Source organism: Empedobacter sp. EJD.6dd (assembly GCF_057369435.1).
On the sequence record NZ_CM170667.1, the window covers coordinates 2334748 to 2357477 of the forward strand.

Sequence of the window (22730 nt, forward strand, 5' to 3'; positions counted from 1 at the left end):
TGTTAGGATCTTATTTTCTATAACAGAATAACCGTCTCACCTTTTAACAATAAAAAGTTAAGAAGTTAAAAAGATAAATAGCTAAAAGGAAAAGAGGTTAGAAGATTAAAAAGAGATAATGTTAGGATCTTATTTTCTATAACAGAATAACCGTCTCACCTTTTAACAATAAAAAGTTAAGAAGTTAAGAAGTTAAGAAGTTAAATAGCTAAAAGGAAAAGAGGTTAGAAGATTAAAAAGAGATAATGTTAGGATCTTATTTTCTATAACAGAATAACCGTCTCACCTTTTAACAATAAGAAGTTAAAAAGTTAAAAAGTTAAAAAGTTAAAAAGTTAAAAAGTATATTTTTTAACCATTTCACTCTTTCACCCTTTAACCATCTAACAAGAAAAAAACATGAAAGGAATTATTTTAGCCGGAGGATCAGGCACACGTTTACATCCATTAACATTGGCGGTGTCAAAACAATTAATGCCTGTTTACGATAAACCTATGATTTACTACCCTTTATCAACATTGATGTTGGCTGGGATTAATGAAATTTTAATTATTTCAACACCGCATGATTTACCTCACTTTGAGAAGTTATTAGGTGACGGATCTCAAATAGGATGTAAATTTTATTACAAAGAACAACCAAGTCCAGATGGGTTGGCGCAAGCGTTTATTTTAGGTGAAGAATTCATTGGAAATGATAAAGTTGCCTTAATATTAGGTGATAATATTTTTTATGCTTCAGGAATGTCAAAACTTTTACAAGACTCTGCAGATCCAAATGGTGGCGTAGTTTTTGCTTATCAAGTGAGCGATCCCGAAAGATACGGTGTGGTAGAATTTGATGAAAACAATCAAGTCGTATCAATAGAAGAAAAACCAACTGAACCAAAATCAAATTATGCGGTTCCTGGATTGTATTTTTATGACAACGATGTGGTCGAAATTGCCAAAAACATACAACCTTCTCCACGAGGCGAATTAGAAATTACAGATATTAATGCAGAATACTTAAAAAGGGGGAAACTCAAAGTAGGTGTTTTTAATAGAGGAACAGCTTGGTTAGATACTGGTACTATCAATTCGTTGATGCAAGCTGGTCAATTTGTACAAGTAATTGAAGAGCGTCAAGGAATGAAAATTGGTGCGATAGAAGAAGTTGCTTACCGTATGGGATACATTAATAAAGAACAATTACAAGAGATAGCCGAACCATTAAAGAAAAGTGGTTATGGCGAATATTTGTTGAAAATTATAAAATAATACAAACTAAATCATAATGAAGCACATATTAATCACAGGAGGAGCAGGATTTATCGGATCTAATCTTACTGAATATTTTTTAGGAAAAGACTATAAAGTAACCTGCCTAGATAATTTTGCAACAGGTCATCGTTATAACGTAGAACCTTTTTTAGATAATCCAAATTATACTTTAATAGAAGGAGATATTCGAGATTTAGCTACTTGTCATCAAGCTGTAGAAAAGGTTGATTATGTGTTACATCAAGCGGCATTAGGATCAGTACCACGTTCTATAAACGATCCAATTACTTCTAATGAAGTGAATGTTTCTGGTTTTCTAAATATGTTGGTCGCAGCTCGTGACGCAGGTGTAAAACGTTTTGTTTATGCTGCTTCATCTTCAACTTATGGAGATTCAGAAAATTTACCAAAAGTAGAAGATATTATTGGGAAACCGCTTTCTCCTTATGCAATTACTAAATATGTGAACGAGTTATATGCAGATATTTTCTCAAAAACATACGGCTTATCTTGTATAGGCTTGCGTTATTTTAATGTTTTTGGACGACGTCAAGATCCAAACGGAGCATACGCAGCAGTTATTCCATTATTTGTGAAGCAATTTATGAATCACGAATCACCTAAGATTAATGGAACAGGAGATTATTCACGAGATTTTACGTACATCGATAATGTTATTCAGATGAACGAACGTGCGATGCTGACAGAAGATGAAAAAGCTGTTAATACAGTTTATAATACAGCTGTTGGAGATCGTACAACATTAAACGATTTAGTGAAATATTTACGAGAATATTTAAGCGAATACGATACTGATATTGCAACTGTAGAAGCCATTCATGGACCAAACAGAGTAGGAGATATTCCACATTCTTTAGCATCTATTGAAAAAGCAAAATCATTATTAGGATATGAACCAACACATACGATAGACAAAGGCTTGAAAGAAGCTGTAAAATGGTATTGGGAAAATTTGAAATAAATGCAATTTAGGTATGATATTCAAGGGCTAAGAGCAATAGCAGTTCTTTTAGTATTTATTTTTCATCTAACTCCTATGTTTTTATCTGGAGGATTTATTGGTGTGGATATTTTTTTTGTTATATCAGGTTATTTAGTTTCTGGTATAATACTTTATAAAATAAAACAGAAGAAATTTAATTTTATAGATTTTTATGTAGGTAGGGTTAAAAGATTAATACCTACATATTTTATTTTCTTGTTAGCAGTTATTTTTTTTGGGACTTTTATTTATCTCAGTATCGATATTAATTCCTTAAAAAATAATATTTTTTGGTCATATATTTTTGGATCTAATAATTTTTTAGCTACTCAAGATGATTATTTCGGAGCAAAAAGTTCTGAAAATCCATTATTACATACATGGACTCTTTCAATTGAGATGCAATTTTATTTTTTATTACCACTTTATTTATTTGTTGTAAATAAAAAGTACTTATTTTCATTTACCCTATTAATAATTTTAATTCTAACATGCTATTCTTCATACAATATATATGAATTAAATAATAAAAATGAAATGTATTTTTCTTTGTTAGCAAGGATTCCAGAATTTTTAATAGGTGTTATTTTTTCATTAAAAGAAAAAGAAATAAATAATAAATTTAGTTTTAAGTTAAAAAATATTTTAACTATTATGAGTTTATTATTGATTATTTTATCATCTATAATTTATTCAGAAACCTCTAGCTTTCCAGGTTTTTTGGCTCTTATTCCATGTATTTCAACTGGAGTCATATTAGTATTTAAAGATTCCATTGTTAATAAAAGATTTTTAAACAATAAAGTTTTAGTCCATTTAGGTGAAATTTCGTATTCAATTTATTTATGGCATTGGTCTATTATGGCATTTTATAGATACTATTTTAATAAGTTGAATTTCGATATAGTTGATATTCTAATAATAATTTCTCTAACGATTGTTTTAGCTGAATTATCCTATAGATTAATTGAAAATAAATCAAAAAAAATTGAGAATAAAACATTAATTTTCACCTTAATTATTTTAAGTGTTTTAATTGGGGGTATTTATTTTAAAATAGAAGCTTTTAATAAAAGGGTTAATACTTTGGAAGATTTATATACCAAACCTACTTTTGGATTAAATTCACATGGAAATAAATTTAAAAATGTAGAAATATTAGGAAATAAATCAAAAGATAATGACTCTATATTATTAATAGGAGATAGTCATGCTTTAGTTTATAAAGGTATTCTAAATACAATTGGAGAAAAAAATAATTTTAATTTTAGAACAATTACTAATGATAGGTATCCAAATTTACCTTATCTGGATAGTAAAGATTTTATAAATGAGAAATTTTATGATCAATACTCTAAAATATCTAAAATAACGAATATAGAAATTAAAAAATCTAAATATATTTTAATTTCTTCTATATGGTTAAAGGACATAAAGTCACTAAATGAAAGTTTTGAAAAATTTATAAATGATTTAGAGCCTAATCAGAAATTAATAATTTTAACTGATTTTCCTGTTCTTGATAAGAATCCAATTAAACAGAATAGAGGTATAGTCAGGAAAAATAATGTTGACAATAATTTTAAAGTTAAAATAAATACTATTCCTCCTGAAATAGTAAATATTATACATAGATATAATAATGTATATATATTAGAAATTGATTATAGTGATGTAATTAATGAATTGCCTTTTAAAAATGATACGATTTTATACTATGATGAGGGACATCTAAATTATTTTGGTGGAAAACAAATTGGTAAAGTAATTGAAAAACAATTTTATAATAAATTTAAAAAAATAACAAATGATAAACAGTAATCATAAAATAGCAATCATCGGATTAGGGTACGTAGGTTTACCATTAGCTCGTTTATTTGCAACTAAATATCCAGTCGTAGGATTTGATATCAATCAACAACGAATAGAAGAATTAAATCAAGGAACAGACCACACATTAGAAGTTTCTGATGAAGTGTTACAATCAGTTTTAGTAAAAGAAAATCCATTCTATTGTCATCCTGAGCCTGTCGAAGGATCTCAAAAAGGTCTTTACTGTTCATCAAACTTAGACGACATCAAAGATGCAAATATTTATGTTGTAACAGTTCCAACACCTGTAGATAAGCACAATCGTCCAGATTTAACACCTTTATATAAATCGTCAGAGACAGTTGGGAAAGTTTTATCAAAAGGTGATATAGTGATTTATGAATCAACTGTTTATCCAGGAGTAACAGAAGAAGAATGTATTCCTGTTTTAGAAAAAGTATCTGGTCTTAAATTCAACGAAGATTTCTTTGCAGGTTATTCACCAGAGCGTATCAATCCAGGAGATAAAGAACATACAGTAGAAAAAATCTTAAAAGTAACTTCAGGTTCTACTCCAGAAATTGGGGTTATTGTGAATGATATTTATAAATCTGTTATTGTTGCCGGAACACATTTAGCACCAACGATTAAAGTAGCTGAAGCAGCTAAAGTAATTGAAAACTCGCAACGAGATATTAACATTGCTTTTGTAAATGAATTGGCAAAAATTTTCAATATCTTAGAAATTGATACACATGCTGTTTTAGAAGCTGCCGGAACTAAATGGAATTTCTTGCCTTTCAAACCAGGATTAGTAGGAGGACATTGTATTGGAGTAGATCCATATTATTTGGCGCAAAAAGCGCAAGAGCATGGTTACCATCCAGAAATTATTTTAGCAGGGCGTCGTTTGAATGATTCGATGGGACAATATGTTGCTTCACAAGTTGTGAAAACGATGATAAAGAAAGACATTAAAGTGAATGGTGCAAAAGTGTTGAATTTAGGTATCACATTCAAAGAAAATTGTCCGGATGTTCGTAACACAAAAGCTGTAGATGTGATTGAAGCTTTACAAGACTATTCGTTACAGGTAGATACATTTGATCCTTGGGCAAATCCTGCAGAGGTTAATCATGAATACGGTATGAATATCGTGAATGAAATTCCAAATGAAAAATATGATGCTATTATTTTAACAGTCGCTCATAAAGAATTTACAAATTTAGATTTAACACAATACTTAAAAGATGGTGGTGTTATCTATGATGTAAAAGGAATTTTAGTAGAATGCGATAATAGATTATAATCGATGAAAACAATCTTAATTACAGGTGGAGCAGGATTTATTGGTTCTCACGTTGTAAGAGAATTTGTCTTAAAATATCCTGATTATAAAATCATCAATCTTGATGCTTTAACTTATGCAGGAAATTTAGAAAATTTGAAAGACATCGAAGATCAATCAAATTATGAGTTTGTGAAAGCAGACATAACTGATGCAAAACAAATCTTAAACATTTTTGAAAAATATCAGCCTGAAGGGGTTATCCATTTAGCTGCAGAATCGCATGTTGATCGCTCGATTACCAATCCGTTAGAGTTTGTGATGACCAATGTTATTGGAACAGTTAATTTATTGAACGCTGCAAAAACAATTTGGAATAATAATTTCGAAGGAAAACGTTTTCACCATGTTTCGACAGATGAAGTTTTTGGAGCATTAGGCGATGAAGGTTTTTTTACAGAAGAAACTTCTTATGATCCGCATTCTCCATACTCTGCATCAAAGGCATCTTCAGATCATTTTGTAAGAGCATATCACGATACTTATGGTTTGCCAATTGTGATGACAAATTGTTCTAATAATTATGGTCCAAACCATTTTCCAGAAAAATTAATTCCGTTGTGTATTCATAATATTTTGAATGGAAATCCACTTCCAATTTACGGAGACGGAAAATATACAAGAGATTGGTTGTTTGTAATCGATCATGCTAAAGCGATTGATTTGGTTTTTCATGAAGGAAAAAATGGAGATTCTTACAATGTAGGAGGTTTCAACGAATGGAAAAACATCGACTTAGTAAAAGAATTGTGCAAACAAATGGACGAAAAATTAGGAAATGAAGCAGGCACTTCAGATAAACTAATTACTTTTGTGAAGGACCGTCCAGGGCATGATTTACGTTATGCAATTGATGCAACAAAAATCAACGAAGAGTTAGGGTGGAAACCTTCTGTAACTTTTGAACAAGGTTTAGCAAAAACTATCGATTGGTTTTTATCAAATCAAGAGTGGTTAGATAATGTGACTTCTGGTGATTATCAGAAGTATTACGATAAGCAATATAACTGATTTAATATATTTATGAATACTTATAAAGAAGCATTTGAATATATTAAAAGTGATTATTATAGATATTATGGTAATTATTCATTAATTAAAATTCTACTTTTTGGTTTATTAGCTATTAACCATTGTTTCGCTTATACATTTTGGTTAAGATTAGCAAAAGTAAAAGGTGTTTTATATCCATTGGCAAAATTAATGCATTATAGGCTTTCAAGAAAATATGGAATTCAAATCCCAATAAATACTAAAATTGGATATGGTTTATATATTGGGCATGGGGTAGGTTTAATAATAAATCCAACAGCAATTATTGGAAATAATGTTAATCTTAGTCAATTTACAACAATAGGTGCGCATGGTAAAGCTGCTATAATTGGTGATAATGTATACATTGGACCATCAGTTTGTGTTGTAAATTCAGTTGTTATTGGTAAAAATGTTACTATTGGAGCTGGTTCTGTAGTAGTAAAAGATGTAGAAGAAAATGCTACAGCTGCTGGTGTTCCTGCTAAAGTTTTAAATTATAAAGGATCAAATAATTATGTAAATAATAAATTTTCTTTTGAAAATAGATTATTATAAAATCAATATGAGAGAAAAAAAAACGTTAATTATTTATAACTCTATTGATTATTTAGTACCCTTTATGGAAAATAAAGGATACAAAGTATCAAAAGTTTATAAGTTTGATAAGAATATTCCAATTTATTTAAAAGCACTCAGAAAATTGATGTTAGTGCTTAATTTACCTTTTTATTATATTTGGTTTAAGGATTGGTATAAAGATTTAGATAAATACGATAAAGTAATTTTCTTTTCTACTAATCCTGTTGAAGCTTTAGATTACATAAAGAAAAAATTTCCAAACAAAGAAATTATTTATTGGTATTGGAACCCAATTGGGAAAAGTTTATCCCCTGAATTAATAAAAAGTAAAGGAGCAATACCATGGTCTTTTGATAAAATGGATTCAATACAATATAATGTTCAGCATAATAGTACATTTTATTTAAATAATATAAATTTAGAACAAAAAGAGTATAAGTATGATTTTTATTTTCTTGGTATAGATAAAGGTAGAAGAGAAAAGTTAAATCATTTGGAAGAAAATTTAAATAAAAGAAATCTGAAAACATTTTTTTATATAGTTGATGATGAAGTTTATTTAAAAAATTATAATGGAAATAGACCGTTTATAACCTATGAAGAATATCTAAGCTATGTATCAGAAAGTAAGGTTATTGTCGATATTATGCAAAATGGACAAATTGGTATTACTGTAAGACCAATGGAGTCAATTTTTTATAAAAAGAAATTAATAACGGATAATAAAGAAATTATGAATGAGAGATTCTATCATCCTAATAATATATTTGTTTTAGGTATTGATGATTTTGAATCTATTGAAAAATTTGTACATAGCCCATACTACGATTTGGATCAAGATATTATTGATTTTTATGATTTTAATAGTTGGGTTAAAAGATTTGAATAAATTATGAAAGATTTTATTAAATCATTTTTTTCTTTTGGTTTTGCAACTTCAATTGAGAAGTTGTTATCGTTGTTATTGCTTCCTATATATACGAGATCTTTTGGTGCAGATAACTATGGTATTATGGATTTAATTCAAATTCTAATAACATTTGCTTCTGTTTTTTGTTTGTTACAATTAGAAACGTCTTTACAGAGATATTATTTCAAGAATGAAAATGAAAAAAATAAGTCATTATTAATTTCGAATATCACCTTTGTGGTTGTAGGATTATCTGTAATTGTTTCAATGGGTTTAATAATCTTTTCTAAGAGTATTTCAGAACTACTATTTCAAAATTGTTCGAATTATTTTACAATTATCATTGCTTCTTTACAAATTCCTTTTGTTAATTTATCTATTTTAATGCTTATTGTTTTAAGATTTGAAAAAGAAAATAAAAAATTTTTATTTAGTATATTAATTAAAGTTTTTATTACACTTATATCTACATATATATTAGTTATTCTTCTAAAAAAAGGAATTATTAGTATATTTTATACGGCTTTGTTTGCGAACATTATCTCATGTATATATCTCTTGATTGTTAATAGAAAGTACTTTTTAACTGAAATTGATAGACCAACAATTAAACTTAGTTTTAATTACGCAATGCCTCAATTTCCAGCAAGATTAGGTAGTGCTTCTATTTCTTATGTAAATAGATTTTTTATGGTTGCATTTGTTTCAATATCTGCAATCGGAATTTATTCTGTCTCATTAAAATTAGCATCTTCTGTTCAGTTACTTTATACAGCTTTTACTATGGCATGGGCTCCATTTATGTTTCAACAATTCGAAAAAGAAAACCATAAACTTATTTTCTCAAAAGTTCTTGATATTTTAGTGTACATACTTTTTACAGTAATAATATTAATCACATTGTTTTCTAAAGAAATAATAACAATAGTTGCTGACCGAGAGTTTTTTGAGGCAAGATATTATTTAGGAGGACTATCTTTATATTTTGTTTTTTATATTTTTAAAGAAGTTGTTGATATTGGACCAAAAAAATTAGAGAAGACGAAATATCTTACATTTAATTTTTTTGTTTCAGTAATAATTAACTTAATTACATTGTATGTTTTTACTAAATATTTAGGTATTAGAGGAGTAGTGTTTTCAATGTTAATTACAAATGTTGTACTATTCTATATTAGCTGGTTTGTTTCTAACAAAATATATTATATTAATTTTAGAATATTTAATTTTACATTACACTTAGTAATTACGCTTGTAATTGTAATATATTCAATGTATTTTGATTTTGACTTGTGGGTTAAATTACTTATACCTTTACCTTTAATTTTTTATGCAATTTATCAAGTAAAAAATAAAATGATTTTTATTAAACAAGAAAAAGCATCGAAATGATTTATTTGATAGTTTTATTTATATTGATTCTTTGTGCATTTTTATTTGATTTTTGTAATTATAAAAGTGGGAAAAAAGATTTTTATAAATTTTTATATTTATTATTTATAATAATTGCAGGTCTTAGATACAAAGTAGGAGGAGATACCATTGGGTATATGCAATATTTTAAAGAAGTTCCTACAATTTTTGATATTACAAAAAATTATTATTTAAGTTCAAATAGGGGAGTTTTATGGATTACATTAAATTCATTAAGTAAAACTATTTTTAATGAATTTTATTTTTTTCAATTTATTCATGCAATTTTTATACAAAGTGTATTTTTCTGGTTTATAAATAAATATTGTACACATAAGTATACTGCGTTACTATTATACTTTTTCTATATTTACTTATATTTCAATACAGAAATATTAAGAGAATCTTTAGCAGTTTCCTTTTTCTTACTTGGATATCCATTTCTCGAAAAAAAGAAATATGGAATATTTTTCATATTTACTTTCATCGCAATCTTATTCCATTCATCTGCAATAATACTTTTACTCATAGCTGCATTTTCTACTTTTAAATTAAATAAGAAAGGAATATTTATTTTAATTAGTTTATATGTTTCAATGATCTATTTTCAAGAGTATATAGCGATTCTATTTCGAGATGATTTTTCATCTAATAAATTTCAAGTATACTCATCTATTAATGCAAATATTAATGGAATAATAGTAAATTCTATTATATTTTTGATAATTCCTATACTATTGTTAAGATTCTATATAAAGAAAAATAAAGGAAATATTAAATTTTCAAATTTGTATATCAGTTATTTTTTCATTGCATTAATAGTTGTAGTAATTCCTGGTTTTAATAGATTTATCAATTATTTGAGCCCTTTTTTAATTATTCTTTTTGTTGATATAATATTTATTATTTGGAAGTCTAATCGATATAGGCAAATAAGATCTGGATTAATTATTATGCTATTTTTCTTTATTTGTTTACCAAAATTAATTTATTACTTTGAAGATACTTCAGAGTTTTATAATGGAACTAGAAGATACAATAGATGGTATCCATATACATCTGTAATTGATAAAGAAGAATATAAACCAAGAGAAATTCTTTATTACGAATCAATCAAAATTAAATAATATGATATTAAATAAAATAAAATTTATCTATAAAAGAATTGTTTGGTCGCCAAAAAAATATGCAAAATCTGTAGGTGTTAATTTTGGAGATAATTGCTGGATTCATACACGATTTTTTGGATCAGAACCATATCTTATTACATTAGGTAATCATGTACAAGTAACTTCAGGAGTTAAATTTTTTACTCACGGTGGAGCTTGGATTTTTAGGGATAAGCATCCCAAGCTTGATATTTTTGGTAAAATAGTTATTGGAGACAATGTTTATATTGGAAATAATGTATTGATTATGCCAGGAATCACAATTGGAAATAATGTTATAATAGCAGCTGGTGCAGTGGTAACAAAAAGCTTTCCGAACGATGTAATTATTGGAGGAAATCCTGCAAAAATTATAGGCAATTGTGATGAATTATTAAATAAAATGTTGGAAAAAGATCTTAGAATAAATGGATTAAATTATGAGGATAAAAAGAATTTTTTACTAAAATGTTCTGATGAAAAATTTATCCAAAAATAATATTGTTTTTATTACACCTTCTTTTTCAAAAGGAGGTGCAGAAAAAAATATATTAAATATTATTAATTCTTTATCAGGTAATGATTGTGATATTAGTTTAATTATTTGTACTAATGAATTTGATTATTGCAAATTATTAAATAAAAAAATTAATGTTTATGTATTAAACAAGCCCAATGTAATTAAATCATTAAGTTCAATTTTTAAAATCTTAAGACAAAATAAAATTGATTTAGTTTTTACAAGCGCTTTACACTTATCTATACCAATAACTTTTATCAATAAGCTATTAAATAATAAGTTTTTAATAATAAATAGAATTGCAAGTCTTCCAAGTAATAAATTAGGCAAATCTTCATTTAAAGTAAAGATTATTGACTTTTTAGTTTCTAAATGTTTGAATCAATCACATACAGTAATTGCACAATCAAATCAGATGCGCGATGAAATTATTTCGTATTATAAAGTCAAATCAGAAAAAGTTAAAACGATAAATAATATTGTTGATATAGAGACTATTATTTCAAAATCTCAAGAAGAAGTTAATGTCATAAAATCTAAATATATTTTTATGGCATCTGGTTCTCTTTATTCTGTAAAAGGATTTGATTTGTTAATTAAAGCATTTTCTAAACATATATTAAAATTTCCAAACTCTCAATTATTAATATTAGGTAGTGAATCAGTGGAAAAAGGATATAAAGAATATTTAGAAAATCTTGTTAATGAATTAAATCTCAAAAAAGAAGTTTTATTAATCGGACATCAAGATAATCCCTATAAATATTACAATATTTCAGACGCATTCGTTCTTTCTTCTATTAAAGAAGGATTTCCAAATGTAGTTTTAGAAAATATGGCCTTAAATAAGCCTATTTTAGCAACTAACTGTGTAGATTTTGATAATATAATAAATAAAGATAACGGTATTGTTGTTGAAAAGTCATCTGTTTCTGCTTTAGAAGAAGGTTTAATAAAAATTAGATCAATAAATTCAATAAAAAATAAATTTAATAATTTCGATTTTAATTCGTGGTTCAATAGAATAATAAATGAAAGTAGCTCAAGTAATAACTAGTCTAAATGTAGGTGGAGCAGAGAAGTTGCTTGTAGAAAGCATTAATTTTTATCAGAATAAAAATATAGTACCTGATGTAATATTACTAAAAGATAAAGAAACTATATTGGTTGAAGAATTAAAAAAAATCCATTTAGGAAAGTTTTATTCCTTAACGAAAAATTCAGTTTATAATCCTTTGATAATTTTTCAATTAATGAAATTGATAAAAAGATATCAAATAATTCATGCACATTTATTTCCTACCTTGTATTGGGTAGTTATTGCAAAAATTTTAAGTTTTTCAAATGTTAAAATTATTTATACAGAACATAGTACAAATAATAAAAGACGAAATAATAAATTATTTAAATACATTGACAAATTCATCTATTCTAAGATAGATGTTATTGTAACTATTGCAGAAGAGGTCGATAAGGAATTAAAAAATCATTTAAATAATAAAAATTTTAAATATAAGTTAATCAATAATGGTGTCAACTTATCAAAATTTCAAAATGCAAGTCCTTATTTAAAATCTGAATTTTTTGATTCTGAAAGTATTATACTAATCCAAGTTTCTAGTTTTAGATATCCTAAAGATCAAAAAACAATAATTAAAGCTTTACAACAATTAGAAACTAATTATAAACTATTATTAGTTGGTGAAGGACCTCTTTTAGAGGAAAATAAAAAATTTACCATTGATCTTAATCTTCAAGATAGAGTTAAATTTTTAGGTTTAAGAAATGATGTACCTAGACTTTTGAAAACGGCTGATATAATTGTATTATCTTCTGAGTATGAAGGATTATCATTATCTAACATAGAAGGAATGAGTTTAAATAAGCCTTTTGTAGCATCAAATGTTCCAGGAATTAGAGAGATAGTAAATAATTATGGCTTATTATTTGAAAAAGGAAATTCAGATGATTTTGTTAGTTTGATTAATCAACTTAAAGATTTAAAATTATATTCAGCTATTTCTAATAATTGTTTCAATCGATCATTAGAATTTGATATAGATATAATGACAACAAAATATATCGAATTATATAATGATGTTTTAAATAAATAAAATTATGGAAAAGTATATATTAATATTTTTGATTTTATTAAGCTGTGGTAATGATAAAAAATTAAGTAATAATAGTTTTTTACTTACAACCAATAAAGAGACAGTAAATAATAACCTATTTGACACTATAAAAAAAGTTTTTGAAAAAGATTCAACCATTGAAAATAGTAATCAAAAGGAAGATATTGTTAGAAATAACATTGATTCAAAGGAGAAAAAAAAATTAGCAGGAGATTTATCTAATGTAATAACATATTTGCCTCAAAATTACTCTGTTAAAGGAGATGTTGATTATACAAAATACCTACAAAAGGCATTTAATGAAAATCAAAAGATAATAATGCCAAATTTTCCAATAGCCGTAAATTATACAGGAATTTCAGTTCCAAGTAATAGAATCATTAATTTTCAGCCAAATTCCAAATTAATAGTATTACCAAACGACAAAAAAAAGTATCAGGCTTTGTTAATCTCTAATGTTAATAATGTTGAGATTATTAATGCTAATTTATTTGGAGATAAAGATAATCATTTATCTAAAGTTGGAGAATGGGGTATGGGTATAAATATTATTTCATCTTCAGATATTTCTATTAAAAATCCGGTAATAAAAAATTTCTGGGGAGATGGTATTTATATTGGAAAAGATGATAAATCCACAAATAAATATTGCAATAATATAAATATCGACGGAGGTTTAATAGATAATAATAGAAGAAATGGGATATCTATTATTAGTGCTAAAAATTTAACAATTTCAAATATTGAAATTAAGAATATCAGAGGAATTAGTCCAATGGCAGGAATAGATGTTGAACCAAACCAAAATATTGATGAATTAATAAATATTAATTTATTAAATATAAAAACGTCTAATAATAATAGAGGAATTTTAATAGCTTTAGATCATTTTAAAGGAAAAAATTCTAAGGATTTAAGTATTAATATTAATAATCACAATGATATAGATTCAAATTATGGTTTAGCTCTATCATTAGGTGATATGAGTAATAGCACTCCTTTGCAAGGGACAATTAATATAAAAAATGTTAAATGGTTAGGAAATAAAGAGCCTATGCAATATTATGACTTAAAAACAAATAAAATAAAAGTCAATATATCAGAGGTAAATCTATCAGATCAAAAAAAAATAGATTTACAAAACAAATTTAAAAAATTCTCTACTATAAAAATATTGTAGAATTATTGTTAATGAAAACTAAACTTATCCGAATAACTACCATTCCACTTTCTCTTAAAGTATTACTTAAAGGACAGTTAAAATTTATGTCTGACTATTTTGAAGTAATAGGAGTTTCTTCCAGCGACAAAGAGTTGGAAGAAGTGAAAAATGATGAAGGAGTAGCGGTGATACCAATTGAAATGTCTCGTAAAATAACACCTGTTCAAGACATTAAATCTTTAATATTAACTTACCGTTTACTTAAAAGAGAACAACCGAAAATTGTACACACACATACCCCAAAAGCAGGCATTGTAGGAATGTTAGCAGCAAAATTAGCGGGGGTTCCTATTCGTTTACATACAGTAGCAGGTTTACCTTTAATGGAAGCAACTGGAACAAAACGTAAGATTTTAGATTTTGTGGAAAAATTAACCTATTCATCAGCAACCAAAGTTTATCCTAATTCAAAAGGACTATATGACTTTATTTTGAAGAATAAATATACTTCAGTAGATAAATTAGAAGTTATTGGAGAAGGTTCTTCAAATGGAATTGATACTTCCTTTTTTTCTAGACAACAAATTTCAGAAGAAAAACAAGAACAACTAAAACAAGAATTAAAGATTAATGAAAATGATTTTGTTTTTATCTTTGTAGGTCGTTTAGTAGGAGATAAAGGAATCAATGAATTAGTTAAAGCATTTCAGAAACTAGGTACTGGAAATCAGGAATCAGAAACTCTAATCTCTAGTCCCAAATCTCTAGTTTCTAGTAAAGTTCCTAAACTCTTATTGGTTGGCCCATTAGAAACTGAACTGGATCCCTTAAAGCCTGAAACCTTAAAAGAAATAGAAACCAATCCTAATATCATCAGTGTTGGTTTTCAAAAAGACGTGCGTCCCTATTTTGCGATTTCAAATGCGCTTGTTTTTCCAAGCTACAGAGAAGGTTTTCCTAACGTAGTGATGCAAGCAGGAGCAATGGAACTTCCAAGTATTGTTTCTGATATTAATGGTTGCAATGAAATAATACTTGAAGATGAAAATGGTACTATTATTCCAGTGAAAAATAGCCAAGCAATTGCTAATACAATGAATAAAATACTAAACGATAAAGAATATTACGATAAGTTAAAAGCAAACGCTCGTCCTATGATTCAATCTCGTTATGAACAATCAGTAGTATGGAACGCATTACTTGAGGAGTATAACTCATTAATTAATAAACTAGAAACTAGAAACTAGAAACTAGAAACTAGAAACTAGAAACTAGAAATATTAATTCTAATGTCTATTCCCTAATTTCTAATTACTAAAATAATGAAAACACATAAAGATTTAGATGTTTGGAAGAAATCGGTTGATTTTGTTACGATTATTTATAAAGAAACACAATCTTTTCCAAAAGAAGAAATATATGGTTTGACCAATCAAATTAGAAGATCAGCAGTTTCTATATCTTCAAATATAGCAGAAGGAGCTGCACGTAATTCTGATAAAGAGTTTATTCATTTTTTATACATTGCCTTAGGTAGTTTAATGGAATTAGACACACAATTATTAATTTCAAAAAATATTAATTTTATATCAGATTCTGATTATATAATTTTACAAGCAAAAATTGAAGAAATAGGTAAAATGTTAAATGGATTAATAAAATATCGTAAATCAAAACTCTAGTCCCTAATTTCTAATCCCCAATATCTAATCTCTAAATTAATGTATAAACACTTTTTTAAAAGACTCTTCGATTTCATCATTGCTTTTGTTGGATTGATTATTTTATCGCCAATTTTTATCGCTGTGATGATAGGCCTATACTTTGCGAACCAAGGAAAACCATTCTTTTTTCAAGCAAGACCCGGAAAAGACGAAAAGATTTTCAAAATCATCAAGTTCAAAACCATGAACGATAAAAAGGATTCCAATGGAAATCTTTTACCAGATGCAGATCGTTTAACGTCGATTGGTGCATTTGTTCGTAAAACATCATTAGATGAAATTCCTCAATTAATCAATGTATTAAAAGGTGATATGGCGATTATTGGTCCACGACCTTTATTGCCACAATATTTACCGTTGTATAACGAAACACAAAAACGTCGACATAACGTTAGACCTGGGATTACAGGTTGGGCACAAGTCAATGGACGAAATGCGATTTCTTGGTCAAAGAAATTTGAGTTGGATGTAGAATACGTAGATAATTTATCTTTCTTGATGGATGTAAAGGTATTTTTTACAACCTTCAAAAAAGTGTTTAAATCGGAAGGAATATCTGCTGATGGGCATGTAACGATAGAACCTTTTAACGGAAAAAATTAAGACATGTATTTATTTGGAGCAAGTGGACATGGAAAAGTAATTGCTGAAATTGCTGAAGAAAATAACATATTGATTGAAGCTTTTATAGATAGCGATCAATCGAAGAATAAAGTCTTAGACTATACAGTTATTCATGAAATACCAACAAAGCAGATTGATGTTGTAATTTCAATTGGTCAAAATGCTACTCGAAAAAAAATTGTAAATAATCACTTCCAATTTAATTATCTAAGTCTTATTCATCCGAAAACAACTATATCGAAAAGAGCTATATTAGGGGAAGGTTCTGTAGTGATGGCAGGAGCTTCTGTTAATTCAGAAGTCAATATAGGTAAACATTGTATCATTAATACCAATGCTTCTATCGATCACGATTGTAAAATTGATGATTATGTACACATTTCTCCTAATGTGGCGTTAGCAGGAAATGTAGAGGTAGGTGAAGGTACGCATATTGGTATTGGAGCCTCTGTTATTCAAGGAATAAAAATAGGTAAGTGGTGTACAATAGGCGCAGGAGCAGTGATTATAAAAGATGTTCCAGATGGAGCCACAGTTGTAGGAAATCCAGGAAAAATCATTAAAATTAAAGATAGTTAACATATAAAAGGCTCCAATAGGAGCCTTTTATATGTTAACTAATTTGAAAAATTCATATAATTTGATTTCTCGTGCTTCACAAATTCTCTCAAGTGTGGATATTGGCATATTATATTCAATATAATTATCATCTTGAGAAGCTTTTTTAATTTTTCTGACAACGCTTTCTTCAATATTATGTTCGTCAGCAAACTTTCTTTGCGATTCAGATTTTGTTATCCAGTTATTATATATGAATTTACATATACGTCTATTAGAACTATCCATGATAGCAAATTAATAGGAGTAAATAAAAATATTGCGGTCGATAGTGCGCAATTAAAATAATATTATTATATTTGTTATCAGATAGTTAAAAAATTAAAGTAAAAATACTTTTGTCTCGCTTTTGAAAACTGGTAATTTTTGTAGCAACGAGAAAATAAGTAAATTTGCTCACGACCTAGGCGTGGGCTCTCTTATTGTTGCTCGGTATACCAGTACCTCAAAAGATTTAAGTAGAGTTCTACGCCTTTTGTATGGTCATTTCCCCACAAAATCGCATCGAACTTCTTTATAATACACATTTGGTTATTCCTCTATACCATTTGTTTTACCCTCTACACTTTTGCAAGATTTAAAGATTTTGCACAGACGGTTATTCGATTCAGTTAGAATTGTAAGATGTACATAGTAGATGTTAGATATTAGTATTGAGATTTTAGATTTTAAAGTTGTTGAAAGTAATAACGAATTTTAATATTGAAAAAGAATTAGAAAAATCCGACGATTTAGTATCGAAATACAATTCAACTCTAAATTATTGGAATGAAAAAAGTTCAGAATGATAGCTAGATGATAAGCTTTGATGAGTATCATATGATAAAAAGAATTTTACTTTCATTTTTTTTCTTGATAAAAAAAACGAAACAAAAAAAATCAAGTCTGTGCTTACAAGTCGGTCAATAATGGCTATTTGCTAAATGCTTTAAATCATTCGCATATGAAATGCGAACAGTAAATCATTTTTAACGCTCTTTACGCCGAATTGACACTCGACTCTTCAGCAAGGACGGTTTTTAGAATCTGTTGTTAAAAATGAATTAGAATATTGATAATAAAAAACACGTAAAACGTTAAGCGTAAAACATATAACGTAAAAATAAAATCCCTTTCCCAAAACAAAGTTGGCGCGATGTACAGGAAAAGGAGTGGCTTTTAAAACTAATGTTGAATTAAAAAAACGATGTAAAACTATGTGAATATTTTACTTTAAAATCAGTAGGCAATTCAGTGTTGCGCTATAAGAACTATTTTGTGCTATACCTTGTGTATACAAAAAGAAAAACCATGACTGACATAGTACAAAAACTTCGACACTTATTGGAATATACAAGTAGGAGAGAAGAAAATTATTAAACAATAAAGACTCACATTTAATTCCCCGAAGACAACTTATAAGAGTGTAAATGATCTTCATAGAATGTATTAGTGTTAAATTTTATTTCATTTATTAATGTAATTTTTAAAACTGTCCAAGGGGAATTTGTGGGTTGAGAGAATTGTGTTATAGACAAAGTACAGATTAGATGTTAGATTCGAGATGTAAGATGTCTTATTTAATAAGTAAAAGACACTTAGATGCTTCGACAATTTCAGTAACCGAGGTTTATTGACCATATTAATAATGACAACGAATTTGAATATTTAAATAAGAATTAAAAATCCGACGATTTAGAATCGAAATGCAATTCAACTCTAAATTATTGGAATAAAAAAAGTTGGAGTGTCTGAGTGGAGCGAGTTGCCAACTTTATGGAAATAATTTATTTAGTTGAATCATTGAGAGACTACTGTCGGCATCTTTTTTTGTTTCGTTTTTTTAGATGAGTAAAAAAAATGAAAGTAAGAAATAAATATTACCTGAGCCATATTATGGCTCCTCCTCTTAATCTCAAATTTTTAATTTCAAATGTTTTTTAGATGAGTTTCCCCAAAGGGCATATGAATACCGACAATAAAAATAGATAAGTAATGAATAAAAAAATGAAAATTAAAAAAAGACATTTCGATACAATTTTCTTTTTCTATGAAACAAAAATTACTCAATGTGACAGCAAGAAAGAAGAACACATAAAAGGTAAAACGTAGAACATAAAACTTGATAAAAACATTATAGTTAGAAAAATTTAGTGTTAAAAAGAGTTAAAATCCTGTATCGGTGTATATCGAAAATGACACTTTTCTGTATCGGTTGTGTATCCGCGCTGTATCCATTCCGTATCCATTGTGTATCCGTTCCGTATGCTTTGTTCGAGGTTCGTGTATCGGAAGGGATTGTTAAAATGTAGTATGTATTAAGTAAAAAGTACAGATCAGATGTTAGATATGAGAATTGAGATTTTAGAATTGTAAGTTATCTTATGTATTTGAGGTTGAGAATGAGGTTCTGAACATAATTTATGATAATAAGAAAATGATTATATGTTCATTTTTGTCTTGACACAAAAACATTTGAGATTAAGAGGAGAAGCTCCAGTGGAGCTTAGGTATAGTGCTTACAAGTCGGTCAATAATGGCTATTCGCTAAATGCTTTAAATCATTCGCATATAAAATGCGAACAGTAAATCATTTATGACGCTCTTTACGCTGAATTGACACTCGACTTTTCAGCAAGGACGTTTTTAGAATTCGTTGTTAAAAAGGAATTTGAATATTGAAAAAGAAAAAACACGTAAAACGTTAAGCGTAGAACGTAAAACTTAATAAAAAAACCACCTTTATTATGCAACAAAAAGAATATGAATTACTGAAAAAAGGCGATCCCAAAGCCTTAGAACAAATTTATGTACGACATAAAAGACTACTTTTTTGGATTGGTAAACAAATAATTGAGGATGAATTTGTAGTAGAATGTTTGGTACAAGATACGTTTTTGAAACTTTGGGAATATCGTGAGAAAATAGAGTCCCCTAAACATATCTTTTTCTTTTTGAAACTTGTAATGAAACACAGTTGTTATTCGCATTATAGAAGTTCTAAAAACAAATTTTTTAGGACAGTGCATTCATTAGAGAGTTACGAGAATTATGAGAATTATTTGACTGGATATGATCCGTTAGAGGTTGCAGAAAACATAAGGGATAAAGTAATACATGACGAACATTATGAAGAAATTAGAAAAATATTACCCTTATTAAGTGCTGAAAGAAAACATTTGATTGAACTCTGCTTGAAATATGGATTTAGATATAAAGCAATTGCCAATGCAATGGGAAAAAGAGTTTCAGAAACGAGTAAGGAGATTAAAAGTGCAATAGAAGATGTTAAGAACCTTATAAATAGTCATGATGTATTAGTGTCTAAAAAGAAAACAGTTTCCGAGGAAAAGGCACAAAATCAAATGACCGAAAAACAATCGTTGATTTTAAAACTTCGATTCGAAAAGAAACAATCGTTTACAATAATTGCCAAGACATTAGAACTTTCTCAGAAAGAAGTGCACAATGAATTTGTAGTCGCTTATAAATTGACTCAACAAAACAAGTTTAAACCCCTAAATAACTAAATATGGAAAATTCTACAGTTTTTTTAACACGTAAAATACAATTAATTGCTGATTTACCGACCCAAGAAGAACGAAAAGAAGTTGTGAGTACGCTTTACAAATGGCAAAATAGATGTTTTAGAGCGGCTAATTTGATTGTTTCTCATTTGTATGTGCAAGAAATGGTGCAAGATTTTTTTTATTTATCTGAAGGAATCAAATATAAATTAGTAGACGAAAATAAAGATGAAGATGGAATACTAGAATGTTCTCGTATGAATACCATTTATCGTGTGCTCTCAAAACGTTTTAAGGATGAAGTTCCTATGTATATATTGTCTAGTTTGATAAATACGTTATACCTGTCCTTTAAGAAGGATTGTGTCAGGTATTGGAAAGGTGAACTTTCATTAAAAATTTTTAAACGAGATATAGCAATTCCTTTTAATATAGAGAGGATAAGTAAATTCTCGTATGATACAGATAAAAAATACATTTATTTTAAACTATATAAAATTCCTTTTAAAACGTATCTTGGAAGAGATTATATTGATAATTATAAGCTATTGGAGCAAATAGTAAGCAAAGAAATTAGAATTTTTAGATCGCAAATTAAATTAGAAAAAAATAAAATATTTTGGGTATTCACTGTAGAAATCGAAAAAGAAAAAAATCAATTACAACCCGATATTATTGCAGAAGTTTCTTTGTCATTAGAATATCCGTTGGTTGTAAAAATAGGTAGATCTCAGCTAACCATTGGTAGCAAAGAAGAATTTTTGTACAGAAGATTGGCCATACAAGCTTCTCGTAAAAGAATATTAGAAGGAGTGCCTTATTGCAAAGGAGGGAAAGGAAAAGCAAGAAAATTAAAAATAGCAAAAAAATTAAAAAATACCGAGAGTAAATATGTTCATCATCGGCTACATGTCTACAGTAGAATGTTAATTGATTTTTGCGTTGAAAAAAAAGCAGGAACGATAGTTATTGTAGATCAAGAAGAAAAAATACAAATTGCCAAAGAAGAAAGATTTGTCTTAAGAAACTGGAGCTATTATGAGCTCATACATAAAATAAAATACAAAGCTGATAAAGCAGGTATTGAGCTTATAACAGCTTAAACCATAATTTTGGAGGGTGATTTGTACACCCGTAGGGTGAGGTGATTGTAAACGCTCATCAAATGTGAAATACATATACAAAGGGGGATTTTTAGGTTTTATTGAAACTCGTTAGATAGTCCCAAGATAAAGGCAGGATAAAGGCAGGATGAAGGCAACATAGTGGCAGTAGAGTGGCAGTAGAATATTTGTAAAAGATTTTTGATATGGGATTTACGATGTAAAATGTTTTTATGAACAATTAGATATGAGATTCTTTGAAAGTTCTGAATGACAAGGAATTTGAATATTGAAAAAGAATTAGAAAAATCCGACGATTTAGAATCGAAATGCAATTCAACTCTAAATTATTGGAATAAAAAAAGTTGGAGTGTTTGAGTGGAGCGAGTTGCCAACTTTATGGAAATAATTTATTTAGTTGAATTACCTGAGCCATACCATGGCTCCTCCTTTTAATTTCAAATGTTTTTTTTGATGAACTTTCCCGTAGGGCATATGTATACCGATAATTAAAATAGATAAGCTATGAATAAAAAAGTGATAGAAAGTACTTTACGTTCATTTTTGTCTTGACACAAAAACATTTGAGATTAAGAGGAGAAGCTCCAGTGGAGCTTAGGTATAGTGCTTACAAGTCGGTCAATAACGGCTATTCGCTAAATGCTTTAGAACATTCGCATATGAAATGCGAACATAAATCATTTTTAACGCTCTTTACGCCGAATTGACGCTCGACTTTTCAGCAATGACAGTTTATAAATTCTTTGTTGAAAGTGGATTTGAATATTGAAAAAGGGATTAAAAAAATCCGACGATTTAGAATCGAA

Annotated in this window: 19 protein-coding genes; all 19 read left to right on the top strand. The window is 27.8% G+C overall.

Going from position 1 to position 22730, the window contains the following annotated elements; genetic code table 11:
• The first annotated feature begins 399 nt into the window (after positions 1 to 399).
• Positions 400 to 1260: a glucose-1-phosphate thymidylyltransferase RfbA gene (gene rfbA / locus AC2I98_RS11055; protein ID WP_486411738.1), complete on the top strand. Its 861-nt coding sequence runs from the start codon at positions 400 to 402 to the stop codon at positions 1258 to 1260.
• Between the two features lie 16 nt (positions 1261 to 1276).
• Positions 1277 to 2245, top strand: coding sequence for an SDR family oxidoreductase (locus tag AC2I98_RS11060; RefSeq protein ID WP_486411739.1), 969 nt, complete (start codon positions 1277 to 1279; stop codon positions 2243 to 2245).
• Positions 2246 to 4087 carry an acyltransferase family protein gene (locus AC2I98_RS11065; protein ID WP_486411740.1) on the top strand — a complete coding sequence of 614 codons (1842 nt, stop codon included), beginning with the start codon at positions 2246 to 2248 and terminating at the stop codon, positions 4085 to 4087.
• Positions 4077 to 5387: a nucleotide sugar dehydrogenase gene (locus tag AC2I98_RS11070; protein ID WP_486414074.1), complete on the top strand. Its 1311-nt coding sequence runs from the start codon at positions 4077 to 4079 to the stop codon at positions 5385 to 5387. Before AC2I98_RS11065 ends, AC2I98_RS11070 begins: the two co-directional genes overlap by 11 nt.
• A 3-nt stretch (positions 5388 to 5390) precedes the next feature.
• Positions 5391 to 6437 (top strand): dTDP-glucose 4,6-dehydratase, encoded by a 1047-nt coding sequence (gene rfbB, locus AC2I98_RS11075; protein ID WP_486411741.1) that lies wholly within the window; start codon positions 5391 to 5393, stop codon positions 6435 to 6437.
• 12 nt (positions 6438 to 6449) lie between these two features.
• Positions 6450 to 7016, top strand: coding sequence for a serine O-acetyltransferase (locus tag AC2I98_RS11080; protein WP_486411742.1), 567 nt, complete (start codon positions 6450 to 6452; stop codon positions 7014 to 7016).
• Complete coding sequence (locus AC2I98_RS11085; RefSeq protein ID WP_486411743.1) at positions 6997 to 7929, top strand: WaaS/CpsH family glycosyltransferase; 933 nt, start codon at positions 6997 to 6999, stop codon at positions 7927 to 7929. The genes AC2I98_RS11080 and AC2I98_RS11085 overlap by 20 nt, the downstream gene beginning before the upstream one ends.
• A 3-nt stretch (positions 7930 to 7932) precedes the next feature.
• Positions 7933 to 9342, top strand: a complete 1410-nt coding sequence (locus tag AC2I98_RS11090; RefSeq protein WP_486411744.1) for a lipopolysaccharide biosynthesis protein — start codon at positions 7933 to 7935, stop codon at positions 9340 to 9342.
• Positions 9339 to 10490 (top strand): EpsG family protein, encoded by a 1152-nt coding sequence (locus tag AC2I98_RS11095; RefSeq protein ID WP_486411745.1) that lies wholly within the window; start codon positions 9339 to 9341, stop codon positions 10488 to 10490. The genes AC2I98_RS11090 and AC2I98_RS11095 overlap by 4 nt, the downstream gene beginning before the upstream one ends.
• A 1-nt stretch (position 10491) precedes the next feature.
• On the top strand, positions 10492 to 11010 hold the full coding sequence (locus tag AC2I98_RS11100; RefSeq protein WP_486411746.1) for an acyltransferase: 519 nt from the start codon (positions 10492 to 10494) through the stop codon (positions 11008 to 11010).
• Positions 10988 to 12088, top strand: coding sequence for a glycosyltransferase (locus AC2I98_RS11105; protein WP_486411747.1), 1101 nt, complete (start codon positions 10988 to 10990; stop codon positions 12086 to 12088). The genes AC2I98_RS11100 and AC2I98_RS11105 overlap by 23 nt, the downstream gene beginning before the upstream one ends.
• On the top strand, positions 12063 to 13145 hold the full coding sequence (locus AC2I98_RS11110) for a glycosyltransferase (protein ID WP_486411748.1): 1083 nt from the start codon (positions 12063 to 12065) through the stop codon (positions 13143 to 13145). Before AC2I98_RS11105 ends, AC2I98_RS11110 begins: the two co-directional genes overlap by 26 nt.
• Positions 13146 to 13149: 4 nt before the next feature.
• Positions 13150 to 14346 (top strand): hypothetical protein, encoded by a 1197-nt coding sequence (locus AC2I98_RS11115; protein ID WP_486411749.1) that lies wholly within the window; start codon positions 13150 to 13152, stop codon positions 14344 to 14346.
• Between the two features lie 11 nt (positions 14347 to 14357).
• The gene (locus tag AC2I98_RS11120; RefSeq protein WP_486411750.1) at positions 14358 to 15575 is read left to right on the top strand and encodes a glycosyltransferase family 4 protein; all 1218 of its coding nucleotides are present in this window, start codon (positions 14358 to 14360) and stop codon (positions 15573 to 15575) included.
• Between the two features lie 75 nt (positions 15576 to 15650).
• The gene (locus AC2I98_RS11125; RefSeq protein WP_291073120.1) at positions 15651 to 16010 is read left to right on the top strand and encodes a four helix bundle protein; all 360 of its coding nucleotides are present in this window, start codon (positions 15651 to 15653) and stop codon (positions 16008 to 16010) included.
• 39 nt (positions 16011 to 16049) lie between these two features.
• Entirely contained in the window at positions 16050 to 16655 is a 606-nt protein-coding gene (locus tag AC2I98_RS11130; RefSeq protein WP_486411751.1) for a sugar transferase, read from the top strand.
• 3 nt (positions 16656 to 16658) lie between these two features.
• Positions 16659 to 17255, top strand: a complete 597-nt coding sequence (locus AC2I98_RS11135; protein WP_486411752.1) for an acetyltransferase — start codon at positions 16659 to 16661, stop codon at positions 17253 to 17255.
• Between the two features lie 2765 nt (positions 17256 to 20020).
• Complete coding sequence (locus AC2I98_RS11140) at positions 20021 to 20803, top strand: RNA polymerase sigma factor (protein WP_486411753.1); 783 nt, start codon at positions 20021 to 20023, stop codon at positions 20801 to 20803.
• A 2-nt stretch (positions 20804 to 20805) separates the two neighbouring features.
• Complete coding sequence (locus AC2I98_RS11145) at positions 20806 to 21903, top strand: nuclease/transposase family protein (protein ID WP_486411754.1); 1098 nt, start codon at positions 20806 to 20808, stop codon at positions 21901 to 21903.
• Positions 21904 to 22730 lie beyond the last annotated feature (827 nt).